The 20085-nt window shown below is 40.4% G+C and carries 12 protein-coding genes and 1 pseudogene; 7 read left to right on the forward strand and 6 right to left on the reverse strand.

Annotated elements, in window-relative coordinates; genetic code table 11:
- Positions 1 to 2 precede the first annotated feature (2 nt).
- The 4 genes from C5N92_RS10365 (at position 3) to tsaB (ending at position 5598) form a co-directional block, all read left to right on the forward strand.
- Positions 3 to 2732 (forward strand): DNA translocase FtsK, encoded by a 2730-nt coding sequence (locus C5N92_RS10365; protein WP_111750774.1) that lies wholly within the window; start codon positions 3 to 5, stop codon positions 2730 to 2732.
- Between the two features lie 50 nt (positions 2733 to 2782).
- Complete coding sequence (ypfJ, locus tag C5N92_RS10370) at positions 2783 to 3643, forward strand: KPN_02809 family neutral zinc metallopeptidase (protein WP_111750775.1); 861 nt, start codon at positions 2783 to 2785, stop codon at positions 3641 to 3643.
- A gap of 134 nt (positions 3644 to 3777) precedes the next feature.
- Positions 3778 to 4848, forward strand: a complete 1071-nt coding sequence (gene aroG, locus C5N92_RS10375; protein WP_111750786.1) for a 3-deoxy-7-phosphoheptulonate synthase AroG — start codon at positions 3778 to 3780, stop codon at positions 4846 to 4848.
- Positions 4849 to 4902: 54 nt separating this feature from the next.
- Positions 4903 to 5598, forward strand: coding sequence for a tRNA (adenosine(37)-N6)-threonylcarbamoyltransferase complex dimerization subunit type 1 TsaB (tsaB, locus tag C5N92_RS10380; protein ID WP_111750776.1), 696 nt, complete (start codon positions 4903 to 4905; stop codon positions 5596 to 5598).
- A 46-nt stretch (positions 5599 to 5644) separates the two neighbouring features.
- Here the strand turns inward: tsaB and tsf are convergent, their stop codons facing one another.
- The 6 genes from tsf to C5N92_RS10410 all read right to left on the reverse strand — a co-directional run bounded on the left by tsf (position 5645) and on the right by C5N92_RS10410 (position 14084).
- Positions 5645 to 6496, reverse strand: a complete 852-nt coding sequence (gene tsf, locus C5N92_RS10385) for a translation elongation factor Ts (protein ID WP_111750777.1) — start codon at positions 6494 to 6496, stop codon at positions 5645 to 5647.
- Between the two features lie 98 nt (positions 6497 to 6594).
- A complete protein-coding gene (gene rpsB, locus C5N92_RS10390) occupies positions 6595 to 7317 on the reverse strand; it encodes a 30S ribosomal protein S2 (RefSeq protein WP_111750778.1) in 723 nt (240 codons plus the stop codon).
- A gap of 317 nt (positions 7318 to 7634) precedes the next feature.
- The gene (gene glmU, locus C5N92_RS10395; RefSeq protein ID WP_111750779.1) at positions 7635 to 8999 is read right to left on the reverse strand and encodes a bifunctional UDP-N-acetylglucosamine diphosphorylase/glucosamine-1-phosphate N-acetyltransferase GlmU; all 1365 of its coding nucleotides are present in this window, start codon (positions 8997 to 8999) and stop codon (positions 7635 to 7637) included.
- A gap of 154 nt (positions 9000 to 9153) precedes the next feature.
- Positions 9154 to 12255: an efflux RND transporter permease subunit gene (locus C5N92_RS10400; RefSeq protein ID WP_111750780.1), complete on the reverse strand. Its 3102-nt coding sequence runs from the start codon at positions 12253 to 12255 to the stop codon at positions 9154 to 9156.
- Between the two features lie 11 nt (positions 12256 to 12266).
- Positions 12267 to 13472 carry an efflux RND transporter periplasmic adaptor subunit gene (locus tag C5N92_RS10405; RefSeq protein ID WP_111750781.1) on the reverse strand — a complete coding sequence of 402 codons (1206 nt, stop codon included), beginning with the start codon at positions 13470 to 13472 and terminating at the stop codon, positions 12267 to 12269.
- Between the two features lie 96 nt (positions 13473 to 13568).
- Entirely contained in the window at positions 13569 to 14084 is a 516-nt protein-coding gene (locus tag C5N92_RS10410) for a TetR/AcrR family transcriptional regulator (protein ID WP_238138446.1), read from the reverse strand.
- Between the two features lie 248 nt (positions 14085 to 14332).
- On the opposite strand from C5N92_RS10410, the gene purH reads away from it, so the two are divergent.
- From purH to C5N92_RS11480, 3 genes and pseudogenes are all read left to right on the forward strand, one after another.
- Positions 14333 to 15931 carry a bifunctional phosphoribosylaminoimidazolecarboxamide formyltransferase/IMP cyclohydrolase gene (gene purH, locus C5N92_RS10415; RefSeq protein WP_111750782.1) on the forward strand — a complete coding sequence of 533 codons (1599 nt, stop codon included), beginning with the start codon at positions 14333 to 14335 and terminating at the stop codon, positions 15929 to 15931.
- A gap of 965 nt (positions 15932 to 16896) precedes the next feature.
- Positions 16897 to 18375 carry an ESPR-type extended signal peptide-containing protein gene (locus C5N92_RS10420; RefSeq protein WP_111750783.1) on the forward strand — a complete coding sequence of 493 codons (1479 nt, stop codon included), beginning with the start codon at positions 16897 to 16899 and terminating at the stop codon, positions 18373 to 18375.
- Positions 18376 to 18451: 76 nt separating this feature from the next.
- Positions 18452 to 20085: pseudogene (locus C5N92_RS11480) on the forward strand (hypothetical protein); the annotation flags it as partial.

Raw genomic sequence — 20085 nt, forward strand, 5'->3', positions numbered from 1 at the left:
CTGTGATTGAACGCTTAAAAGGCAAAGAAAATTTGGTGAAATTTGCCCTATTACTTTCCATCGCTTTTGGTGCATATTTAATTTTAGCCTGGGCAAGTTTTAGCCCGTTAGATAATGTTTGGAGTAGTGCTAGTTCTGTTACTCATACAACATTAAATAAAGCGGGAGCATTGGGCGCTTGGCTGATTGATATTCTTTTTTCTATGTTTGGTAAAGTCGCTTTTGTTTTTCCATTCGGTTTAACATTCACTGCAGCTTACCTTTTGGTCATGAAACTTGCGGATAAGCTAGAGTGGCGACATATTGCACTTTGGTTGCTAAGTTTTACCGTATTATTGGTTGGGCTTGCTGGGATCGTGGGTATTGTATTGCCGAATTCTGCTTATTATCTTTCAGGCGGTTTTATCGGCAGTATGCTTATGGATATGCTAGGCTCACAAATAGTTGTGTTATTTGTCTCGGTATTATTTACGGCAATCGGATTTTATTTTTGTTCAGGACAAATTATTTTACAGCTATTTAACCGCTTATATCATTGGATTTTAGAAGACAAAGTTGAGACTCAAGAAGAGAAAGAATCAGCAACTCAGTCGAATGAAGAAGAGAATATCGAAGAGACAACATCAAATGAACAACAAGAGGGCAAACGCACTGATATTTCAATTTTTAATCGCCCTAATATTACTGGACTGAAAACGGTATCTCAAATGGATTCCAATGAAGATACCGTTACGATCAATGAAGAGCAAATCAAAACAGTTAGTGAGGAAACAAAACTCACAGATACTTCGATGTTTAAGGTGGAAAATAATACGGTATTGCCGACTGTTCGTGTGCAAGATACGGTAGTTACGCCGACCATTTCTGCTCCCGTTGAGATTATTGAAGAAAATACTGAAATTGAGCTTGAAAAGCCTGTCATGCCAAGTATTAGGCTGAATCCTATAGAGCCTAGCTTAGATGTGTCACCAGGCATTCCTGTTAAGGAAAATCATCAAGCCATTGATACAGCAGAATTACACACTGTTCGTGTAGAGAGCATTAAACCAGAGGTTCAAGAGCCTAGTTTTGTGCAAAAAATGACGGGGAACCAACCGCTTGTCGATACTATTGAGCCAGAACAGACTTCACGACAAATTGTGATTGAACCTGTCGCAGAAAAAAATACAGAGTCAGAAAAAACTACTCCTGCTTATCCTAAAGGGTATGGAGAGACATTGATTCATCCACTTTTACAAAAGAAAAAGCAAGTCGAAAAACCGACGACGCCTTTACCAACCTTAGATCTATTAACAACAGGGAAGGCAGAAGAGCAGCAAATTACAGAGCAGGAAATTATTGAAACATCTGCTCGTATTGAACATGAACTTGCCAACTTTGGTGTAAAAGCGACGGTAGAAGATGTGTTGGTTGGTCCTGTGGTGACACGGTATGAAATTAAACCTGCTGCGGGGGTGAAAGCGGCGAAAATTACGAATTTGGCTTCAGATCTTGCTCGAGCGCTTATTTTTGAAGCTATTCGTATTACAGATGTCGTTCCAGGAAAACCTTTTATGGGGATTGAAACGCCGAATCGCCATCGTGAAACAGTTTGGTTGCGTGATGTGTTAGACAGTAACGTGTTCCGTGATAGTAAAGCGACACTTCCAATGGCTTTGGGTAAAGATATTAGTGGTAAGCCAGTTGTCGTCGATATGGCAAAAATGCCACATTTATTAGTTGCAGGTCAAACAGGCGGCGGTAAATCAGTGGGTGTAAATACAATGATTTTAAGCTTGCTCTTTAAGCTTACTCCTGATCAAGTTCGCTTTATTATGATCGATCCAAAGGTGGTTGAATTATCTATTTATAACGATATTCCGCATTTGCTTACCCCTGTGGTGACTGACATGAAAAAAGCAGAAAATGCGTTGCGTTGGGCGGTTGAAGAGATGGAGCGCCGCTATTTGCTTGTCAGTAGCTTAAATGTACGTAATATTGAAGGGTTTAATGCGAAGATTGATCAAGCGGCAGAAATGAATTTACCTATTCCAAATCCATTATGGAGACCGGGAGATTCGATGGATGCATTACCGCCGCCACTTGAAAAATTAACCTATATTGTGTTGATCGTCGATGAATTTGCCGATTTAATGATGTCTGCGGGTAAACAGGTTGAAGATCATATTATGCGTATTGCCCAAAAAGCACGCGCGGTGGGGATTCACTTGATTCTTGCCACACAGCGACCATCTACCGATGTGATTACAGGGGTGATTAAAGCGAATATTCCAAGCCGAATTGCCTTTACGGTAGCAAGTCAGATTGACTCTCGTACTATTTTAGATAAAGGAGGTGCAGAATCCCTATTAGGTCGAGGAGATATGCTTTATTCGGGAGCTGGAAGCCCTGATATTATTCGTGTTCACGGCGCATTTATGACCGATGATGATGTTCAACGTGTGGCGGACAATTGGCGGGCAAGAGGAAAACCAGACTATATTGACAGTATTGTGGCATCCGCTGATGAAGAAAACAGTGAAGGCTATGAGCGTAGTGGGGGCGATTTAGATCCACTGTTTGATGAAATTGCACAGTTTATGATTGATGGAGGACCAACATCTATCAGTGGGGTTCAACGTCGTTTTTCACTTGGGTTTAATCGTGCCGCTCGGATTATCGATCAACTAGAAGAGCAGGGCATTCTCTCTGCAGCGGATAGCCGTGGTAAAAGAGAAGTCCTTGCAAGATAGTACAAGCGGGTAGATTAGTTTTAAAATTTGCAAATATTAAAGAGGATATTATGCGTTTAGATAATGAGAGAGAAAGTAGTAATGTCGAAGATCGCCGTGGGCAGTCTAGCTATGGTTCAGGTCGCCGAGTTTCTGTAGGAAGAGGCAAAGGCGGTATTCTAGGTTTTATTATTTTATTAGTCGGGGCTTATTACGGGGTTGATTTATCGGGAATTATTAGTTTAGGTGACGATAGTTATCAGCAACAAACCCAAAGCACAACTATTTCAAGCCAAGAAGAAGCGGAATTGAATACCTTATCACGCAAAGTGTTATATACCACCGAGCGTGTTTGGGGCGACTATTTTCGCCAAAATGGGATGACTTATCGTGAGCCAACCTTAGTACTTTACCGTGGTGCAACATCAACTGCGTGTGGAACAGGTCAGTCTGTGATGGGACCATTTTATTGCCCTGCAGATGAGAAGATTTACCTTGATCTCTCTTTCTATGACGACATGAAAACCAAATTAAGAGCGGCAGGTGATTTTGCTTTTGCTTATGTTATTGCCCATGAAGTTGGACACCACGTACAAAATAAACTCGGTATTACTCGTCAAACTCAACAATTACAGCGTAGTGCGCGTAGTCAAAAAGAAGCAAATCAAGTTTCAGTCAACGTTGAGTTACAAGCAGATTGCTTTGCTGGTGTTTGGGGATATCAAATCCAAAAAGAAGGAAAGCTTGATGCAGGTGATATTGAAGAAGCATTTTTAGCCGCAGAAGCCGTTGGAGATGACCGCTTGCAACAACAGAGCCAAGGTAGAGTAATTCCAGATAGTTTCACTCATGGCTCATCAGCACAGCGTTTAGCGTGGTTTAGAAAAGGATTACAAACAGGTAATCCAAATGTATGTAATACCTTTAATTAGTTTATAAATTATGCGTTTGCACTTTTGTACTATTAATGTAGTGCAAAGGCGTTTGACAATTTCATCGCATTCTTTTAATTTAAGCTTAATTTTCAGAATAACCAAAGGACTATAAAATGAGTAGTAAACACAGCATGATGTATAAAAATGATGACGTACGTATCAATAAAATTGAAGAGCTTCTTCCACCTGTTGCACTTTTAGAGCGTTTTCCAGCTAGCGATATTGCAGCGGAAACTGTTGCTAAAACACGTAGTGCGGTTCATCGTATTTTACATGGTGCAGATGATCGTTTATTGGTGGTAATTGGTCCTTGTTCGATTCATGATCCGAAAGCCGCCCTTGAATATGCGAAGAAAATTCAAGAAATGCGTGCAAACCCTAAAATTAATCAAAATTTAGAAGTTATCATGCGTGTGTATTTTGAAAAACCACGTACAACAGTCGGCTGGAAAGGATTAATTAACGATCCATATTTAAATGAAACCTTTGCATTAAATGATGGATTACGTATCGCTCGTAAAGTGTTATCTGATATTAATGACTTAACTGTGCCAGCGGCGGGCGAATTTTTAGATATGATTACCCCACAATATATGGCTGATTTTATGAGTTGGGGTGCAATCGGTGCAAGAACCACAGAATCGCAAGTTCACCGTGAGCTAGCCTCAGGTTTATCTTGTGCTGTCGGCTTTAAAAATGCAACCAATGGTGGCGTAAAAATCGCACTAGATGCGATTGGGGCAGCTGAAGCACCGCACCACTTCTTGTCGGTCACTAAATTTGGTCACTCAGCGATTGTTTCAACAGCGGGTAATCCAGACTGTCATATCATTTTACGTGGTGGCGATAATGGTACTAACTATGACGCAGAATCGGTGGCGAAAGTCTGTGCTGATATTGAAAAATCAGGTCGCCGTCCGCATGTGATGGTCGATTTTAGCCATGCAAATAGCCAAAAACAGTTTAAACGTCAGTTAGATGTTTGTAACTCGGTGGCAGAACAGATTGCATCTGGTTCGAATTTTATTTCAGGTGTGATGATTGAGAGCCATTTAGTTGAAGGTCGTCAAGATCTCGTCGAAGGCAAAGAATTAACTTATGGGCAGAGTATTACCGACGGTTGCATTGGTTGGGAAGATAGCGAAAAAGTTTTATTCCAACTTGCAGATGCAGTGGAACAGCGCCGTAAGGTGAATGGATAATTAAGGCAAAATGGTGGATAATAGTGATATTATCCACTATTATTTTTTTAGTTTATGAATAAAACAATTTTAGCATTAGATACAGCCACTGAGGCTTGCTCGGTGGCTTTATTTCATCAAGGTAATGTCACTTTTCTTGATGAATTAAGTCCGAGAACGCATACGCAACGTATTTTGCCGATGGTAGATGAATTATTATCACAAGCGGGTATGTCTATTAGAGATGTTGATGTATTAGCCTTTGGGCGAGGACCTGGTAGTTTCACGGGCGTTCGTGTTGGTGTAGGTATTGCACAAGGATTAGCGTTGGGTGCAGAGTTACCCGTTGTTCCCGTCTCAAACCTATTAGCTATGGCAGAGAATGCGTATCAGCAACTTGGTGCAGATAATGTGATTGCTTTGATTGATGCACGAATGAATGAAGTCTATTTTGCGCAATTTAAACGTCAAAATGAACAATGGCAAGAGATTGTTGCAGAACAAGTTTGTTCTCCTGAAAAAGCGATAGAGCAATTCCAGATTGAACAAGATGTTTGGGTTGTAGGGACAGGCTGGGCGGCTTATGCTCAATTTGAACAAGCAAATTTAGCCGTGAAAATCAGTGAAATTACCTTGCCTTCAGCGCAATATATGTTGCCTTTTGCCATACAAGCGATTGAACAAGATCAACTAGAATCCGCTCTAGAGATAGAGCCTGTTTACCTTCGTAATGAAGTCACTTGGCAGAAATTACCACATAAACAGAAGTAAAAAAGCGGGCAAATTTGCCCGCTTGTTGTATCTTTAAGATAAGAAATTAAGCGTTACCGCCAGTGATTTTCGCTACTTCTGCTGCGAAATCTTCAGCCACTTTCTCAATACCTTCACCCACTTCTAAACGAATGAAGTTAGATACAGAAGTGTTTACTGATTTTAAGTAAGCGCCTACAGATTGTGATGGATCCATAACGAATGGTTGACCTGTTAATGATACTTCACCTGTGAATTTCGCCATACGACCTTCAACCATTTTCTCTGCGATTTCTTTTGGTTTACCAGAGTTCATTGCGATTTCGATTTGGATTTCGCGCTCTTTTGCAACCACTTCTGCAGATACATCTTCTGGATTTACGAATTCAGGTTTAGATGCTGCAACGTGCATTGCTACTTTTTTGAGTTCATCTTCAGAACCTTGACCTGCCACTAATACACCGATTTTTGCACCGTGTAAGTATTGAGCAATCACTTCGCCTTCTAAGTATTGAACACGACGGATGTTCATGTTCTCACCGATTTTAGCGACTAAAGCAACACGTTTTTCTTCAAATTGCGCTGCTAATGCTTCGATAGAGATACCTTTGTTTGCAGCAGCATAGTCTGCTACTTCGTTTGCTAAACCTAAGAAACCTGCATCTTTTGCAACGAAGTCAGTTTGGCAGTTCATTTCAACTAATACGCCAAAACCGTTTGCGATACGAGCTAAGATAACGCCTTCTGCTGCGATGTTACCTGCTTTTTTAGCTGCTTTTGCTTGACCAGATTTACGCATGTTGTCGATTGCTAATTCGATATCACCATTTGCTTCAACTAACGCTTTTTTACATTCCATCATACCTGCGCCAGTACGCTCACGAAGCTCTTTTACGAGTGCTGCTGTAATTTCAGCCATTTTTATTTCCTCTTTATGTAGATATATAAGAAAAGCAGGGACGTTAATGCCCCTGCTTCACAATGTTGAATGTGTTTTAAGGGCTTGCCTTAAGACGATTACTCAGCTGCTTCTTCTGCAACGAATTCTGCTGTAGCTTCTTGACCACGACCTTCTTTGATTGCTGCAACCGCTGCATCTAAGTAAAGTTGGATCGCACGAGCTGCGTCATCGTTACCAGGGATAATGTAGTTTACACCAGCTGGGCTTGCGTTAGTATCAACGATAGCAAATACAGGAATACCTAAGTTGTTTGCTTCTTTGATTGCGATATGTTCGTAGTCTGCACCGATAACAAAAATTGCATCTGGAAGACCAGCCATATCTTTAATACCGCCTAAGCTTAACTCTAATTTCTCTAATTCACGAGTACGCATTAATGCTTCTTTTTTCGTGATTTTATCGAAAGTACCATCTTGAGTTTGCGCTTCTAAATCTTTTAAGCGTTTGATTGATTGACGAACTGTTTTCCAGTTAGTCAACATACCACCTAACCAACGGTGGTTTACATAGAATTGTTGGCTTTCTACTGCTGCTGCTTTTACTGCATCAGACGCTGCACGTTTTGTACCAACGAAAAGAATTTTACCGTTGTTGCTTGCAATGCGAGTTAACTCTGCTAATGCATCGTTGAATAATGGTAATGTTTTCTCTAAGTTGATGATGTGAACACCGTTACGAGCACCGAAGATGAAAGGTTTCATTTGTGGGTTCCAGTAACGAGTTTGGTGACCGAAGTGAACGCCTGCGTTAAGCATATCGCGCATAGATACTTGTGCCATAAGAATAGTTTCCTTTTGTGTTGTTTCTGCAATTGCAGAAGGGTTTTGCCTCCACATATCCTAAGTCACCGACCGTTTTTCTGAAAAGATAAAACAGCACCCCGATGTTTAGTGTGTGATATGTGTGTGATTTAGTGTAAATAAAAAAATAAATGTTTTTTGTTACTTAAATTTATAAGTGCAAAAAAAGGTCGGATTTTACAGGAATTTCGTCGATAAGGCTAGTGATTTTTCAATACAAGCGGTGAGTTTTGGCGGATTTTTTGCAAATTAACAAGTGAGATGTAGGGTAGGCACCCTTGCCCACCCTACAAATGCTATTTTTTCTTCACAGGTCGTTGCCAGCCTTGAATATGACGTTGTGGCACACGGGTAATTACCAATTCATCAGCTGCCACATCTTTGGTAATGGTCGATCCTGCACCAATGGTTGCGCCATTTGCGACTGTTACAGGGGCAACTAATTGCGTATCTGAACCAACAAACACGTTATCGCCAATAATAGTTTTGAACTTGTTCGCACCATCATAGTTACAGGTAATGGTTCCTGCACCGATATTCACATTTTCCCCTATTTCGCTATCGCCTATATAGGTTAAATGCCCCACTTTTGAGCCAACGCCAATGGTGGATTTTTTGATTTCAACGAAGTTGCCAACGTGAGCTTTCTCTGCTAGCTCCGTACCTGGACGCAAACGGGCAAATGGACCAACATCAGCCCCTTTACCAATCACGCTATCTTCGATCACCGAGTAAGGTTTGATTTCAACGTTATCGCCTAGCTCCACATTTTTCAATATCGCACCAGCCCCGATTTTCACGTTGTTGCCAAGTTTAATCTCGCCTTCTAAAATCACATTGACATCAATCACCACATCTTTCCCGTGAGTCACCGTGCCACGCACATCAAAACGAGCTGGGTCGATAATAGTTACCCCTGCCAACAGCAATTTTTCTGCCTGCGTTTTTTGGTAATAACGCTCTAAAGCAGCGAGTTGCAAGCGGTTATTTGCCCCTTCAACTTCCATTAAATTGCTTGCTTGCACCGCTTCAACTTTAAAGCCGTCACGGTTTGCCATCGCGATCACATCGGTAATGTAGTATTCGCCTTGTGCATTGTTATTGTTAAGTTGTGATAACCATTTTTTGAAGCTTGCGCCACTTGCTACCATCACACCCGTGTTGATCTCTTGGATCTTTAACTGTTCAGGATTTGCATCTTTCTGCTCAACAATCGCCACTACAGAACCATTTTCACGAATAATACGCCCGTAGCCCGTTGGGTTTTCTAATACGACAGTCAATAACGCAATACCATTTTCAGGCTTCGCTGCAATCAGCTTTTCAAGGGTTGCTTGCGTAATTAAAGGGCCGTCACCATACAGCATTAAGATATTTTCATCATCAGCAAAGAAAGGTGCCGCTTGTTGCATTGCGTGACCTGTCCCTAATTGCTCCGCTTGCAATACCCAATTTACTGGTTCATCAGCTAAACGCTGTTGCATTAAATCGCCACCGTGACCATAAATTAGATGAATCTGTTTTGCGTCTAACGCTTTTACCGTATCAATCACGTGTTTCACCATTGGCTTGCCTGCAATTGGGTGTAACACTTTCGGTAAATCTGAATACATACGAGTACCTTTACCCGCCGCTAAAATCACAACGCTCAGTTGAGTCATAGGAAATCCTTGTTTTAATCAATAAAAAATCAGCGTATTTTACCGAATTTTTGACAAAAAAAGAAAGGATAACTCACGGTTATCCTTTCTTTATGGTCTGCAAGCGGTGAGATTTGCAAAATAATTTACCCATCTAACCGCTTGTTACTTAAGGTTAATGCGCTTTTGTCTCTAACGCATATTTGTTTTCATCAAACTCTTTCAGCGGTTTGTGTTCGCTACCTAAGAAGGTATAAATCACAGGCAGTACAAATAGGGTGAATAGTGTACCGATGCCCAAACCTGCGACAATCACCATACCGATACTAAAGCGTGCGATAGCGCCAGCGCCTGAAGCGTAGAGTAGTGGGATTAAGCCTGCAATCATTGCCGCTGTGGTCATCATAATTGGACGTAAACGGATAGTTGCCGCATGGAAAATCGCATCACGGCGAGATTTGCCATGTAAAAGCTGTTCTTCTTTTGCCACTTCACACATCAAAATACCATGTTTAGTGATTAAGCCAACAAGGGTAATCAAGCCAACTTGTGAGTAGATATTAAGTGTCGAGCCAGAGACCTTCATAATGCCAAGCACGTTCATCACAAGTAACGCACCACTGATTGCCAATGGAACAGAAACTAAGATCACTAATGGGTCACGCCATGATTCAAATTGAATCGCAAGAACGATATAAATCATCACCACCGCCAATGCAAAGGTGAACATTAGTGAGTTACCCTCTTGAATATATTGGCGTGATTCTGCTTTAAAGTCGTATTGATAACCAGCTGGTAAGCTACGATCTAACTCCGCTTGTGTCCATTTTACTGCATCACCAATAGAGCCTGAAACTACACCACCAATCGTTGCGGCATTAAGCTGATTCATACGGCTTAATGATGCAGGTTCGGTAGTTAATTCCATGGTTACAAAAGAACCTAAAGGAATAGATTGTCCGCTTGATGTTGTGACAAAGTAGTTCATCAAATTCTCTGGATTGAGACGATCTTTTCGTACCGCTTGTGACACAATTGGGTAAGCACGTGAGTCGATATCTACACGGGTAATGGTTGCACCCGATAAGAATGCGCCTAATGTACCACTCACTTGTTGCATCGTTACGCCATAAGTTCCCATTTTCTCACGGTCAAACTTCATTTTCATGGTCGCCGTGTTGAATTTGAGATCTAAATTTGCGAAGAAGAACTGTCCTGATTTTTGTGCTTTGGCTAAAAATTCACCTGCAACTTCAGCTAATTTTTCGTAGCTATCGGCAGTAGTAATCACCAATGAGAATGGCAATCCGCTTTCACCTGTTTGAATTTCAGGGAACGCCACGGCATTGATGTCCATTCCAACCACATCTTTTGCCATACCTGCCACAATATCTTTGACTTCAAATTGTGATTTGGTACGTTCAGACCAATCTTTTAACGAGATAATGGAAAGAGAGCTGTTTGTACCACTAAAGCCTGCTATCGACATCATACCTTGCACTTCGGGGATTTGAACCACTTTGTCGTTAAACGGCTTCATGGTTTCTTGGGTATAGTCTAAGTTGGTATTTGATGGACCTGAACCAAAGGCAACCACAACACCACGGTCTTCTGATGGTGCAACTTCGCTTGATAATGACGTAAATAAGAATGGTAAGCTTGCAAAAATAAGTACCGCAAAGAACAGCATAAAGCCCCGTACCGCCATAACGCCTGCTAGCATATTTTGGTAACAGCTTGTCATTTTATCTAACATGCCGTGAATACACTTAACTAAACGTCCTTCTTCACCTTCTTTATGTTCTTTTAGCACACGGCTAGACATCATTGGTGAAAGCGTTAATGCTGCAATACCAGAAATAAAGACCGCACCTGCAAGGGTAAGCGCAAATTCTTTAAAGAGAGAACCTGTGATCCCTTCCATTAATGCCATCGGTGAATATACCGCTGCTAAGGTAATGGTCATTGAAATCACGGGTAAAGCGATTTCACGTGTACCAATAATTGCCGCATCAAACGGATTTTTCCCTTCTTTAACATGACGCTCAACGTTTTCAAGTACGACGATAGCATCGTCCACCACCAAGCCGATCGCTAAGATCAAGCCAAGTAGGGTAAGCAAGTTAATCGAGAACCCGAGCATCTGTAATAGGAACAAGACACCAATTAACGAAATTGGAATGGTGATAACTGGGATAATCATCGCCCGTAATGAACCTAAGAAAAGGATAATTACGATAAGTACGATGATAGTTGCTTCACCAATGGTTTTAATTACTTCGGTAATTGAGCTGTTGATCGCAATGGTGCTGTCGTAAAGAATTTCACCTTTGATGGAAGCGGGTAGATTCTTCTCAATTTGTGCAAATAATGGGTAGATATTTTTCGCCACAGTCAATTTATTTGCAGTTGCGGCAGATTCTACCGCCATTACCACCGCATCTTGACCGTTTGCGGTTGCACGTGCTGTATCAGACGATTTCTCTAATTCTACGGTTGCAATATCTTTTAATTTGATTTGCAAACCTGCGGATGTGGTTGAAACCGTAATATTTTCCAACTCTTCTACAGAAGGTGTGGTAGATAACACTTTGTTTTTGTACACTGTGTAATAACCGTTGGCACTTCCTGCGGCAGTAGAAAGGTTATTTGCACTTAATGCTGATAAAACACTAGCCCCTGAGAGATTGTGTCCTGCCATTTTGTCAGGATCTAACCAAATACGTAAACCAAAGGTTGAACCACCAAAGATATTCACACTTGAAACACCGTTTACTGTAAAGAATTGCGGTTTAACAACACGGTTTAGATAGTCTGTTACCTGTGGTGATGAAAGATCATCAGAAGTAAAACGAATATACATAAAGGCATCGTTTGAGCCTGATGACACGCTGATTGCAGGGTCATCAATACCACTTGGTAAGTTACCACGAATCGCATTTACTTTTGATGAAATATCCGATAATGCTTCTTGTGGATTAGTATTTAACTTCATTTTTGCGGTGACCGTAGTGGTACTTGGCGAGCTTGATGAAGTCATATAGTCAATATTATCGGCTTGTGCCACCGCTTCTTCAATTTGCGATGTTACTAACGCTTGCATTAAGCTCGCATCAGCACCTGCGTAGTTTACGCTGACGGTCACGATAGAGATCGTCATTTCAGGATATTCACGCACTTGTAACTTGCTAATAGACTGTAAGCCTAAGATGGTAATCAATAGGCTGATACAGATCGCAAGGACAGGGCGTTTAATAAAAATGTCGGTAAATTTCACAGCTTACCCCATTACAGTTTGGTTTTGGTTGCAGGAGCCATAACGCCAACGGCTGGTTGATCTGAAATTTGAATCAACGCATTATTTTTTAAACGTTGTAAACCACCAGTGACAATCATATCACCTGCCTTTAGACCTTTGCTTAAGTGAGAATATACGCCACTGCGTTCAGCCGTAGTCACTTCAACTTGTTTTGCACGATAGATTTTATTGACATCTAGTGTTGGATTCATCTCAGCCATTTTGCCAACTTTCGCTTTATCTTCATCAGCAAGTGGTTGAAGTACATAAACTGTTTCGCCATACATGGTATAAGTGACTGCAATTTGTGGTACTACGATTTGATCACGTAAGGTTGGTAATGCAACGTTTAAACGAGCAAACATACCTGAAAGTAGCTTATCTTGACCTTCTGTCACCACTGCTTCAAGATTAATTAGACCTGTAGCCGTATCGACTGCTGGATCAATAGCGGTAATTTTTGCAGGGAAAGTACGTGCAGGTAGCGCATCAATGGTTGCAGTTACACGTTGACCAACGAAAATATCTTCAAGATTAGTTTGTGGAAGAGTAAAACGAATTTTCATCGCGCTTTGATCTTCGACACGTACAATTTCAGTGCCAGCCGTAACATATTGACCTACATTCACATTCACAATACCAGCAATCCCATCAAATGGTGCATAGATTTGGCGACGTTCGATTTGTGATTTTGTTGATTCAATTGTTGCGACCAGTTGATCATAAGTCGCTTTAGCATTATCTAATTCTGCTTTAGATGCGCTATTTGAAGCAACAAGGTTACGATAACGGTTGTAGTTAGCTTGTGCTGCAGGAAGTTGTGCTTCCGTTGCTTTTAAGCTAGCGCGTTCAGCAGCACTATCAATTTCGAGTAAAAGCTGACCTTTTTGTACTCGATCACCTGATTTCACCAGTACTTTGGTAACAGTACCAGCGGCTTGTGCGCTGATCATCGCCCCTTGGTTTGGACGAATAGAACCAACCGCGGTAATCACCGGTGTCCATTCTTGACCTTTCACTGTCATTGCAGTGACTTGGCTGACAGATTCTGGCATATTAGCTGCCGCTTCTGCTTTTTTCATTGAAATGAACTGTTGCATACCAACTACACCGCCAAAAGCGAGCAGAACGATCAACAATGTCAGTACAATAGCAAACTTTCTGCCTTTTCCTGGCTTCTGAGTTTCAGTTGTCATAGTTTCTCCGTAATATAAAATTAACTTTGGTTAAATAGTAATCGCCCGCCAAGTGCGAAGAATGACTTCATCAATAATCACTTGATCGTAAGATTGTTATAACATGAGCTGCTGATACATTAACTCCCATGCCGTTTTCATACTGATTGCATACAACACAGTAGGCGGTAGGTTTATGATCATTTTTTGCAACTGTCCTTGTTCGACAAAGATATTCCAAGGCAATTCTTTGATATTCAAACAGCTTTTCATTGTAGATTGAAATTGTGGCAATGCCTCATATTGGTGCATATTTTTCACCACGTCAGGATTGTTCTGCATAAATTGCCAAGTTGCATACCAAAGGGCTTGATACTGCTCAAATAGCGGTAAGTTCGGATCATATTTTTGCACCACAGACGAATGAAAAGTGTTAAACAGGTACAAAACCAGCTGATGAAGTAAGGTATCTTTATCTTTAAAATAGAGATAAATCGTCCCCACTGATACTCCAGCTTCTTTCGCAATTTTATGGGTTGAAAGATTTTGTACACCTTCTCTTGCCATCAATCTATCCGTTGCATTCAAAATACGAATAGCGATCTCATTGTGAGGGAGATCTTGATCAAACATAAAAAGAGATAAATTAAGGTTACTGAACGTTCGTTCATTTTACTTTGAAAACAACTTTTTCGCAAAAGTTAAAGCTTAAGGTTTTGTAAATAATGGATTTACGCAAACGTTTGCGTTATAATTTGCATCGTAATTGTAGGGACGCCACGCTGGCGTCCGCTCAATTTAGCCTTTACGCCAAAATGATATTCAACGGACGCCAGCGTGGCGTCCCTACTTTTTAATTGAAATAACCCAAAGGAACCCAAATGACTCATCGTCCAATCCAACAAGCATTATTAAGTGTGTCTGACAAAACAGGCATTGTCGAATTTGCCCAAGGCTTAGCAAAACGTGGGGTAAAACTGCTTTCAACTGGCGGAACAGCAAAATTACTTGCTGACAGTGGTTTAGCTGTGACGGAAGTCTCGGATTACACCGGATTTCCTGAAATGATGGACGGACGTGTCAAAACCTTACACCCGAAAGTTCATGGTGGAATTTTAGGTCGCCGTGGTACAGATGATGATGTGATGAATCAACACGGTATTGAACCTATTGATATGGTTGTGGTGAATCTCTATCCTTTTGCAGCAACAGTTGCAAAACCGAACTGTACCTTAGAAGATGCCGTAGAAAATATTGATATTGGCGGACCAACGATGGTGCGTTCTGCAGCGAAAAACCATAAAGATGTCGCCATTGTTGTCAATAATAGTGATTTTGACGCTATTTTAGCGGAAATGGATCAACACCAAAATGCCTTAACCTTAGAGACCCGTTTCAATCTTGCAATTAAAGCCTTTGAACATACCGCTCAGTATGATTCAATGATTGCTAACTATTTTGGACAAAAAGTACCTCCTTATCAAGGCGCAGAGGAAGAAGATATCACCCAGCCTTGCGGTCAATTCCCACGCACATTAAATCTTAATTTCACCCGCAAGCAGACAATGCGTTATGGCGAAAACAGCCACCAAAATGCTGCCTTCTATGTTGAAAATGAATTAAAAGAAGCATCTGTTGCAACCGCTATTCAGCTACAAGGCAAAGCCCTTTCTTACAACAATATTGCTGATACCGACGCAGCCCTTGAGTGTGTCAAAGAATTTGCCGAGCCAGCTTGTGTGATTGTTAAACACGCCAATCCTTGTGGCGTAGCTTTAGGTAAGGATATTTTAGAAGCCTATAACCGAGCTTACCAAACTGACCCAACGTCTGCTTTTGGTGGCATTATTGCGTTTAACCGTGAATTAGACGGCGAAACCGCACAAACCATTGCAGAACGTCAATTTGTCGAAGTCATCATTGCGCCTAAAGTATCGGATACTGCAAAAGAGGCCTTAACGAAGAAGAAAAATGTGCGAGTGTTAGAATGCGGTGAGTTTAGCCAAGCACAATCACGTTTAGACTACAAGCGGGTAAATGGCGGCTTATTAGTGCAAGATGCAGACCAAGGTCATGTTGATATTGAAGATCTACAATTTGTCTCTGAACGTAAGCCAACTAAAGAAGAGTTAGAAGATCTGTTATTCTGCTGGAAAGTAGCAAAATATGTGAAATCAAATGCGATTGTTTATGCTAAAAACAAACAGACAATCGGTATTGGAGCAGGGCAGATGAGCCGTGTTTATTCAGCGAAAATCGCAGGGATTAAAGCCGAGGACGAAGGCTTGCAAGTCGCAGGTTGTGTAATGGCATCGGACGCCTTCTTCCCATTCCGTGATGGCATTGACGCTGCCGCTAAAGTGGGCATTACTTGCGTGATTCACCCAGGCGGCTCTATGCGAGATCAAGAAGTGATTGATGCCGCTAACGAACACGGTATGGCAATGGTTTTAACGGGTATGCGCCATTTCCGCCATTAATTAATCCTTTTTGAATGGCACAAGCGTTTGACTTGTGCCAAATACAAGCGGTGAGATTTGCAAAATAATTTGATGCTATGTCGCAGTCACACCAATCCAACGTATGGGGTTTATTCTTTCCCGACATAATATAACGGGAAGGGATAAACCCCATCTCTATGGCGTTTTGAATTTTAATCAGTCACTACATAATCTTGCTCATTTATCACGCCCTAATTTTAACGGACGGGGATAAACCTCTCCCCTACGATGTCTTTGTGCAATTGCGACATAATACCGTAAAAGAGTACTTACCCCTTGAAGAGAAAGTAATTTATGTAAATATAATGTAAGTGTTGTGTAAGTCGGTTATGTTAATCTAACTTTTAAAGCGTATTCAGTATATTAAACTAGCAAAAGTTGTTTTCTCATTAATATCCTAATGTAATATAATCTTATATAAGTTATAAATACTTTATTTAGTATTTGATTAACACGTTTGAATATTTTTTAATAAATAAAGAAAATATGATTGATGGATTAGAGTGTTTATTTAATTTATTTAAAAAATAAAATATGTAACACTATGTTTTTAAAGGTGTTTTTTAATTTTTAAGGGGTTTATTTTAATTATTAAAATAATTAAAACTAACGGGCTAGAAAACCCTTGTAAAAGACGAAAAAAGACAAAAGTTGCGCTAGATCAAACTTTCCATACTACATAATTGATCATTAAGCGATCAGTTGGCGATCAGTTTTCATCTCTTTGTAAACAAAAATCTTGCGAAATATGTGTAAATCTTGTAATCTGTTGTAAGTGTGTGTAATTAGTGATGCCATTTAAATTAAATTACATCTAAAATTAGCACCTACATATAGTTGTATATATTTTTTATATGAAAATCTGTAATGGGTTTTCATTTTTTTCACAATTTCTACTGGTGAAATTGTGGTGAGTAAGTCTATTTTATTTTAAGGGTTTTTCTATGAATAAAATATTTAAGGTAATTTGGAATCACGCAACGCAGACGTTTACCGTTGTTTCTGAATTAGCAAAAAATAGAGGAAAAGTGACCGCTCAGGCAGATGAAAGAGATTCAGTATCTGTTTCTAGCGATCAAGGCTTTGGTCGTGGCGGTATAAAGTTAACCGCACTGTCATTATTAGTGCTTTCAACATTTGTGCCTAAAGCGGATGCAGCTATTGCGATTAATACGACTGCTACTAATGGCTATGCTTATACTGATGACACTTCCAGTGTTTCAAAAGGAACAGGCATTAATACTGATGTATATGCTTATAACTATTACAACCCTGGTTCTAAATCTTATTCAGATAGAGCAAATATTGAAGGTAACGGTAATAGATTTTCTGAGTCAATTTGGTCAGAAGGTATTGCTATAGGTCGAAGTGCAAATGCTGTGAGTGTTACTGGTGTAGCAAGTAGTGTGGCAATAGGTGATTATTCTAGAACTTTAGGTGCTTTGTCTGTTGCTATCGGTCCTATGGCTAAAACAGGCAATATCGGTTCTGTGGCAATTGGTACTGCTTCTCTTGCAAATGGTTTTAACTCTTTAGCGATGATGCGTCAATCAGCAGCGACAAGTGATTTTGCGATGGCGATGGGTTCTGCTGCATGGGCTGATGGGCGTTCAAGTGTGGCAATGGGCTCTTCTGCAACAGCGAAAGGTAAACAATCTTTTGCATTAGGTAGTGCAGACCATGTAAATCTAGACGGCACTCAAGGTAATGAAGCATTAAGAACAAAATATGATGGGATGAATAATACCCAGTCGAATGGCGATCGTTCTTTTGCTATTGGTACTTCTGCAAAAACTAACGGTAACGATTCTTTTGCATTAGGTTCAGATGCGCAAACTGGTTTATTTAATACAACTCGAGATTCTTTTTTGAATGCGGATGTGTTGACTCCTAATACTACAGCTGCTGCTCAAAGTTCATTTGCAATGGGGACAAAAGCTAGAGCATCACAAGAGCGAGCTTTTGCATTAGGTACAACAACCAATGCAACAGGCGTTGACTCTTTTGCTTTAGGAACAAATGCGACAGCAAATCAAACAAGAAGTATTGCTTTTGGTACAAATACAACGTCGACAGGTGTAGATTCTTTTGCTTTGGGTACAGAAGCTGATGCAACAGCAAATAACACGGTTGCTTTAGGTACAAACGCAAATGCGACTAAAGAAGGTGCATTTGCATTAGGTACAAAAGCTTCTGCAACAAACGTATCCGCACTTGCTTTAGGTCAAGAAGCTAAAGCGTTTGGTTGTGTATCTGTTGCTATTGGTGGAGCAGCTCATGCTACTCAAGAAAACTCTATGGCAATTGGTCGAGAAGCGCGTTCTTATGGCAATAACTCCATTGCAATGGGTTCTTATGCAAACGTAGCAACTGCTGAGCGTTCTATTAGTATTGGTACATCGTCTGTGGTAAGGAACGGATAAAACCGTTGCTATTGGTTCTGAAGCATCTGTCGGACAAAATGCAAGTGGCAGTGTTGCGATTGGTGAAACATCAAATATCGCAAAAAATGCAGAAAATTCAACCGCTATTGGTTTTAATTCAAGTGTAACGGCAAAAAATGCATCTGCAATTGGTGCTAAAGCGGTAGCTTCTCATGAAAATGCCGTAGCAATAGGTTCAAATTCAGTAACTCGTAATGCGACTCAAGAAAATAGCGCAACGGTAAATGGGATCACTTATGGCGGATTTAGTGGTTCGACCCCTTCAAGCGTTGTATCTGTTGGTTCAGACAGTATCAAACGTCAAATCGTAAATGTTGCTGCGGGTAACATCTCAAGTTCTTCTACTGATGCAATTAATGGTTCTCAGCTTTACGCAACGAATAATATTATTGGTAATGTAGCGAAGAGTGTTGTTCAAAATTTTGGTGGCAATGCACAAGTTGATGCTAATGGCAACATTACATTTAGCAATATCGGCGGCACAGGCAAAGAAACTATTCATGAAGCCATTCAAGCTGCAAAAACAGAAGTTAAAGCGGGAACGAATACTCGTGTTGAAAATACAACATCAGCAGATGGGCATATAGTATATACCGTTCATGCAAATAATACTAAAGTTACCGAAGGTAATGGTATTAATGTTACATCTACCACAAATGCTCAAAATGAAACAAGTTACACAGTTGCATTAAGTGAAGAAACTAAAACTCAGCTGAAAAAAGAAGAATCAGCATCTGCGGGTAATAGTAATGTAGATGTGAAACTTAATGCGACTAAAAATAGTACTGGCGGTAACGATTATGTTGTTACATTAAATAACACCTTAAATTTAACAAATGGTGGTTCAGTTACTATTGGTGGCACTGTTGTTAATAATGATGGCTTAAAAATCACAAATGGTCCGAACATCACTACATCAGGCATTGATGCAGGTAATAAGAAAATTACCAATGTAGAAAACGGCACAATTTCAGATAGCAGTAAAGATGCGGTAAATGGTAGCCAGTTATATGCAACTAACCAAAATGTGACGAATATTAGTAATCAAGTTGCAAAAGGTTGGAACTTAACTACATCAGGTAATACTACGGGTACTCCGACAGTTGAGAAAGTCGCAATGGGCGATACGGTGACTATTGATGGTGGTAAGAATATTAATATTACTCAAACAGGTAAGAAAATTAGTATTGCAACTAGCATGACACCAAACTTCACCACAGTGACAACAGGTAATACAACTATCAGCAATGATGGTGTGTCTATTACAGGTGGTACTAATGGTACAGTAAGTATTACTAAAGACGGGCTAAACAATAGCAACAATACGATTAAAAATGTAGCGCCTGGCGTTAATGGTACAGATGCGGTAAATAAAAACCAGTTAGATGCAGTGAACAAAACTGCATCAGCAGGTTGGAATTTAACGATCAATGAAGGTAAAAATAGTACGAATGTAGCACCGAATGCAACAGTAGATTTAGCGAATAAAGATGGCAATATTGTTATCACAAAAGAGAAAAATAATGTGACATTTGCCTTAAATAATAAGCTAACAATCGGTGGTAAAGACGGACAAAATGGCAAAATCGGTTTAGATGGCGCGAATGGTACCATTGGATTAAATGGTAAAGATGGTGCATCAGCTAATATTACGGTTCAGAACGGTAAACCAGGTATTAACGGTAAAGA

The organism is Glaesserella australis (genome assembly GCF_003260095.1).
GTDB classification, from domain to species: domain Bacteria; phylum Pseudomonadota; class Gammaproteobacteria; order Enterobacterales; family Pasteurellaceae; genus Glaesserella; species Glaesserella australis.

Excerpts from the sequence above, each read along its gene's own strand:
- glmU (WP_111750779.1), bottom strand. The coding sequence starts at position 8,999 with ATGACTCAACTGAGCGTTGTGATTTTAGCGGCGGGTAAAGGTACTCGT.
- rpsB (WP_111750778.1), bottom strand. The coding sequence starts at position 7,317 with ATGGCACAAGTATCTATGCGCGATATGCTTAACGCAGGCGTTCACTTC.
- tsaB (WP_111750776.1), top strand. The coding sequence starts at position 4,903 with ATGAATAAAACAATTTTAGCATTAGATACAGCCACTGAGGCTTGCTCG.
- C5N92_RS10420 (WP_111750783.1), top strand. The coding sequence starts at position 16,897 with ATGAATAAAATATTTAAGGTAATTTGGAATCACGCAACGCAGACGTTT.
- tsf (WP_111750777.1), bottom strand. The coding sequence starts at position 6,496 with ATGGCTGAAATTACAGCAGCACTCGTAAAAGAGCTTCGTGAGCGTACT.
- purH (WP_111750782.1), top strand. The coding sequence starts at position 14,333 with ATGACTCATCGTCCAATCCAACAAGCATTATTAAGTGTGTCTGACAAA.
- C5N92_RS10405 (WP_111750781.1), bottom strand. The coding sequence starts at position 13,472 with ATGACAACTGAAACTCAGAAGCCAGGAAAAGGCAGAAAGTTTGCTATT.
- ypfJ (WP_111750775.1), top strand. The coding sequence starts at position 2,783 with ATGCGTTTAGATAATGAGAGAGAAAGTAGTAATGTCGAAGATCGCCGT.
- C5N92_RS10410 (WP_238138446.1), bottom strand. The coding sequence starts at position 14,084 with ATGTTTGATCAAGATCTCCCTCACAATGAGATCGCTATTCGTATTTTG.
- aroG (WP_111750786.1), top strand. The coding sequence starts at position 3,778 with ATGATGTATAAAAATGATGACGTACGTATCAATAAAATTGAAGAGCTT.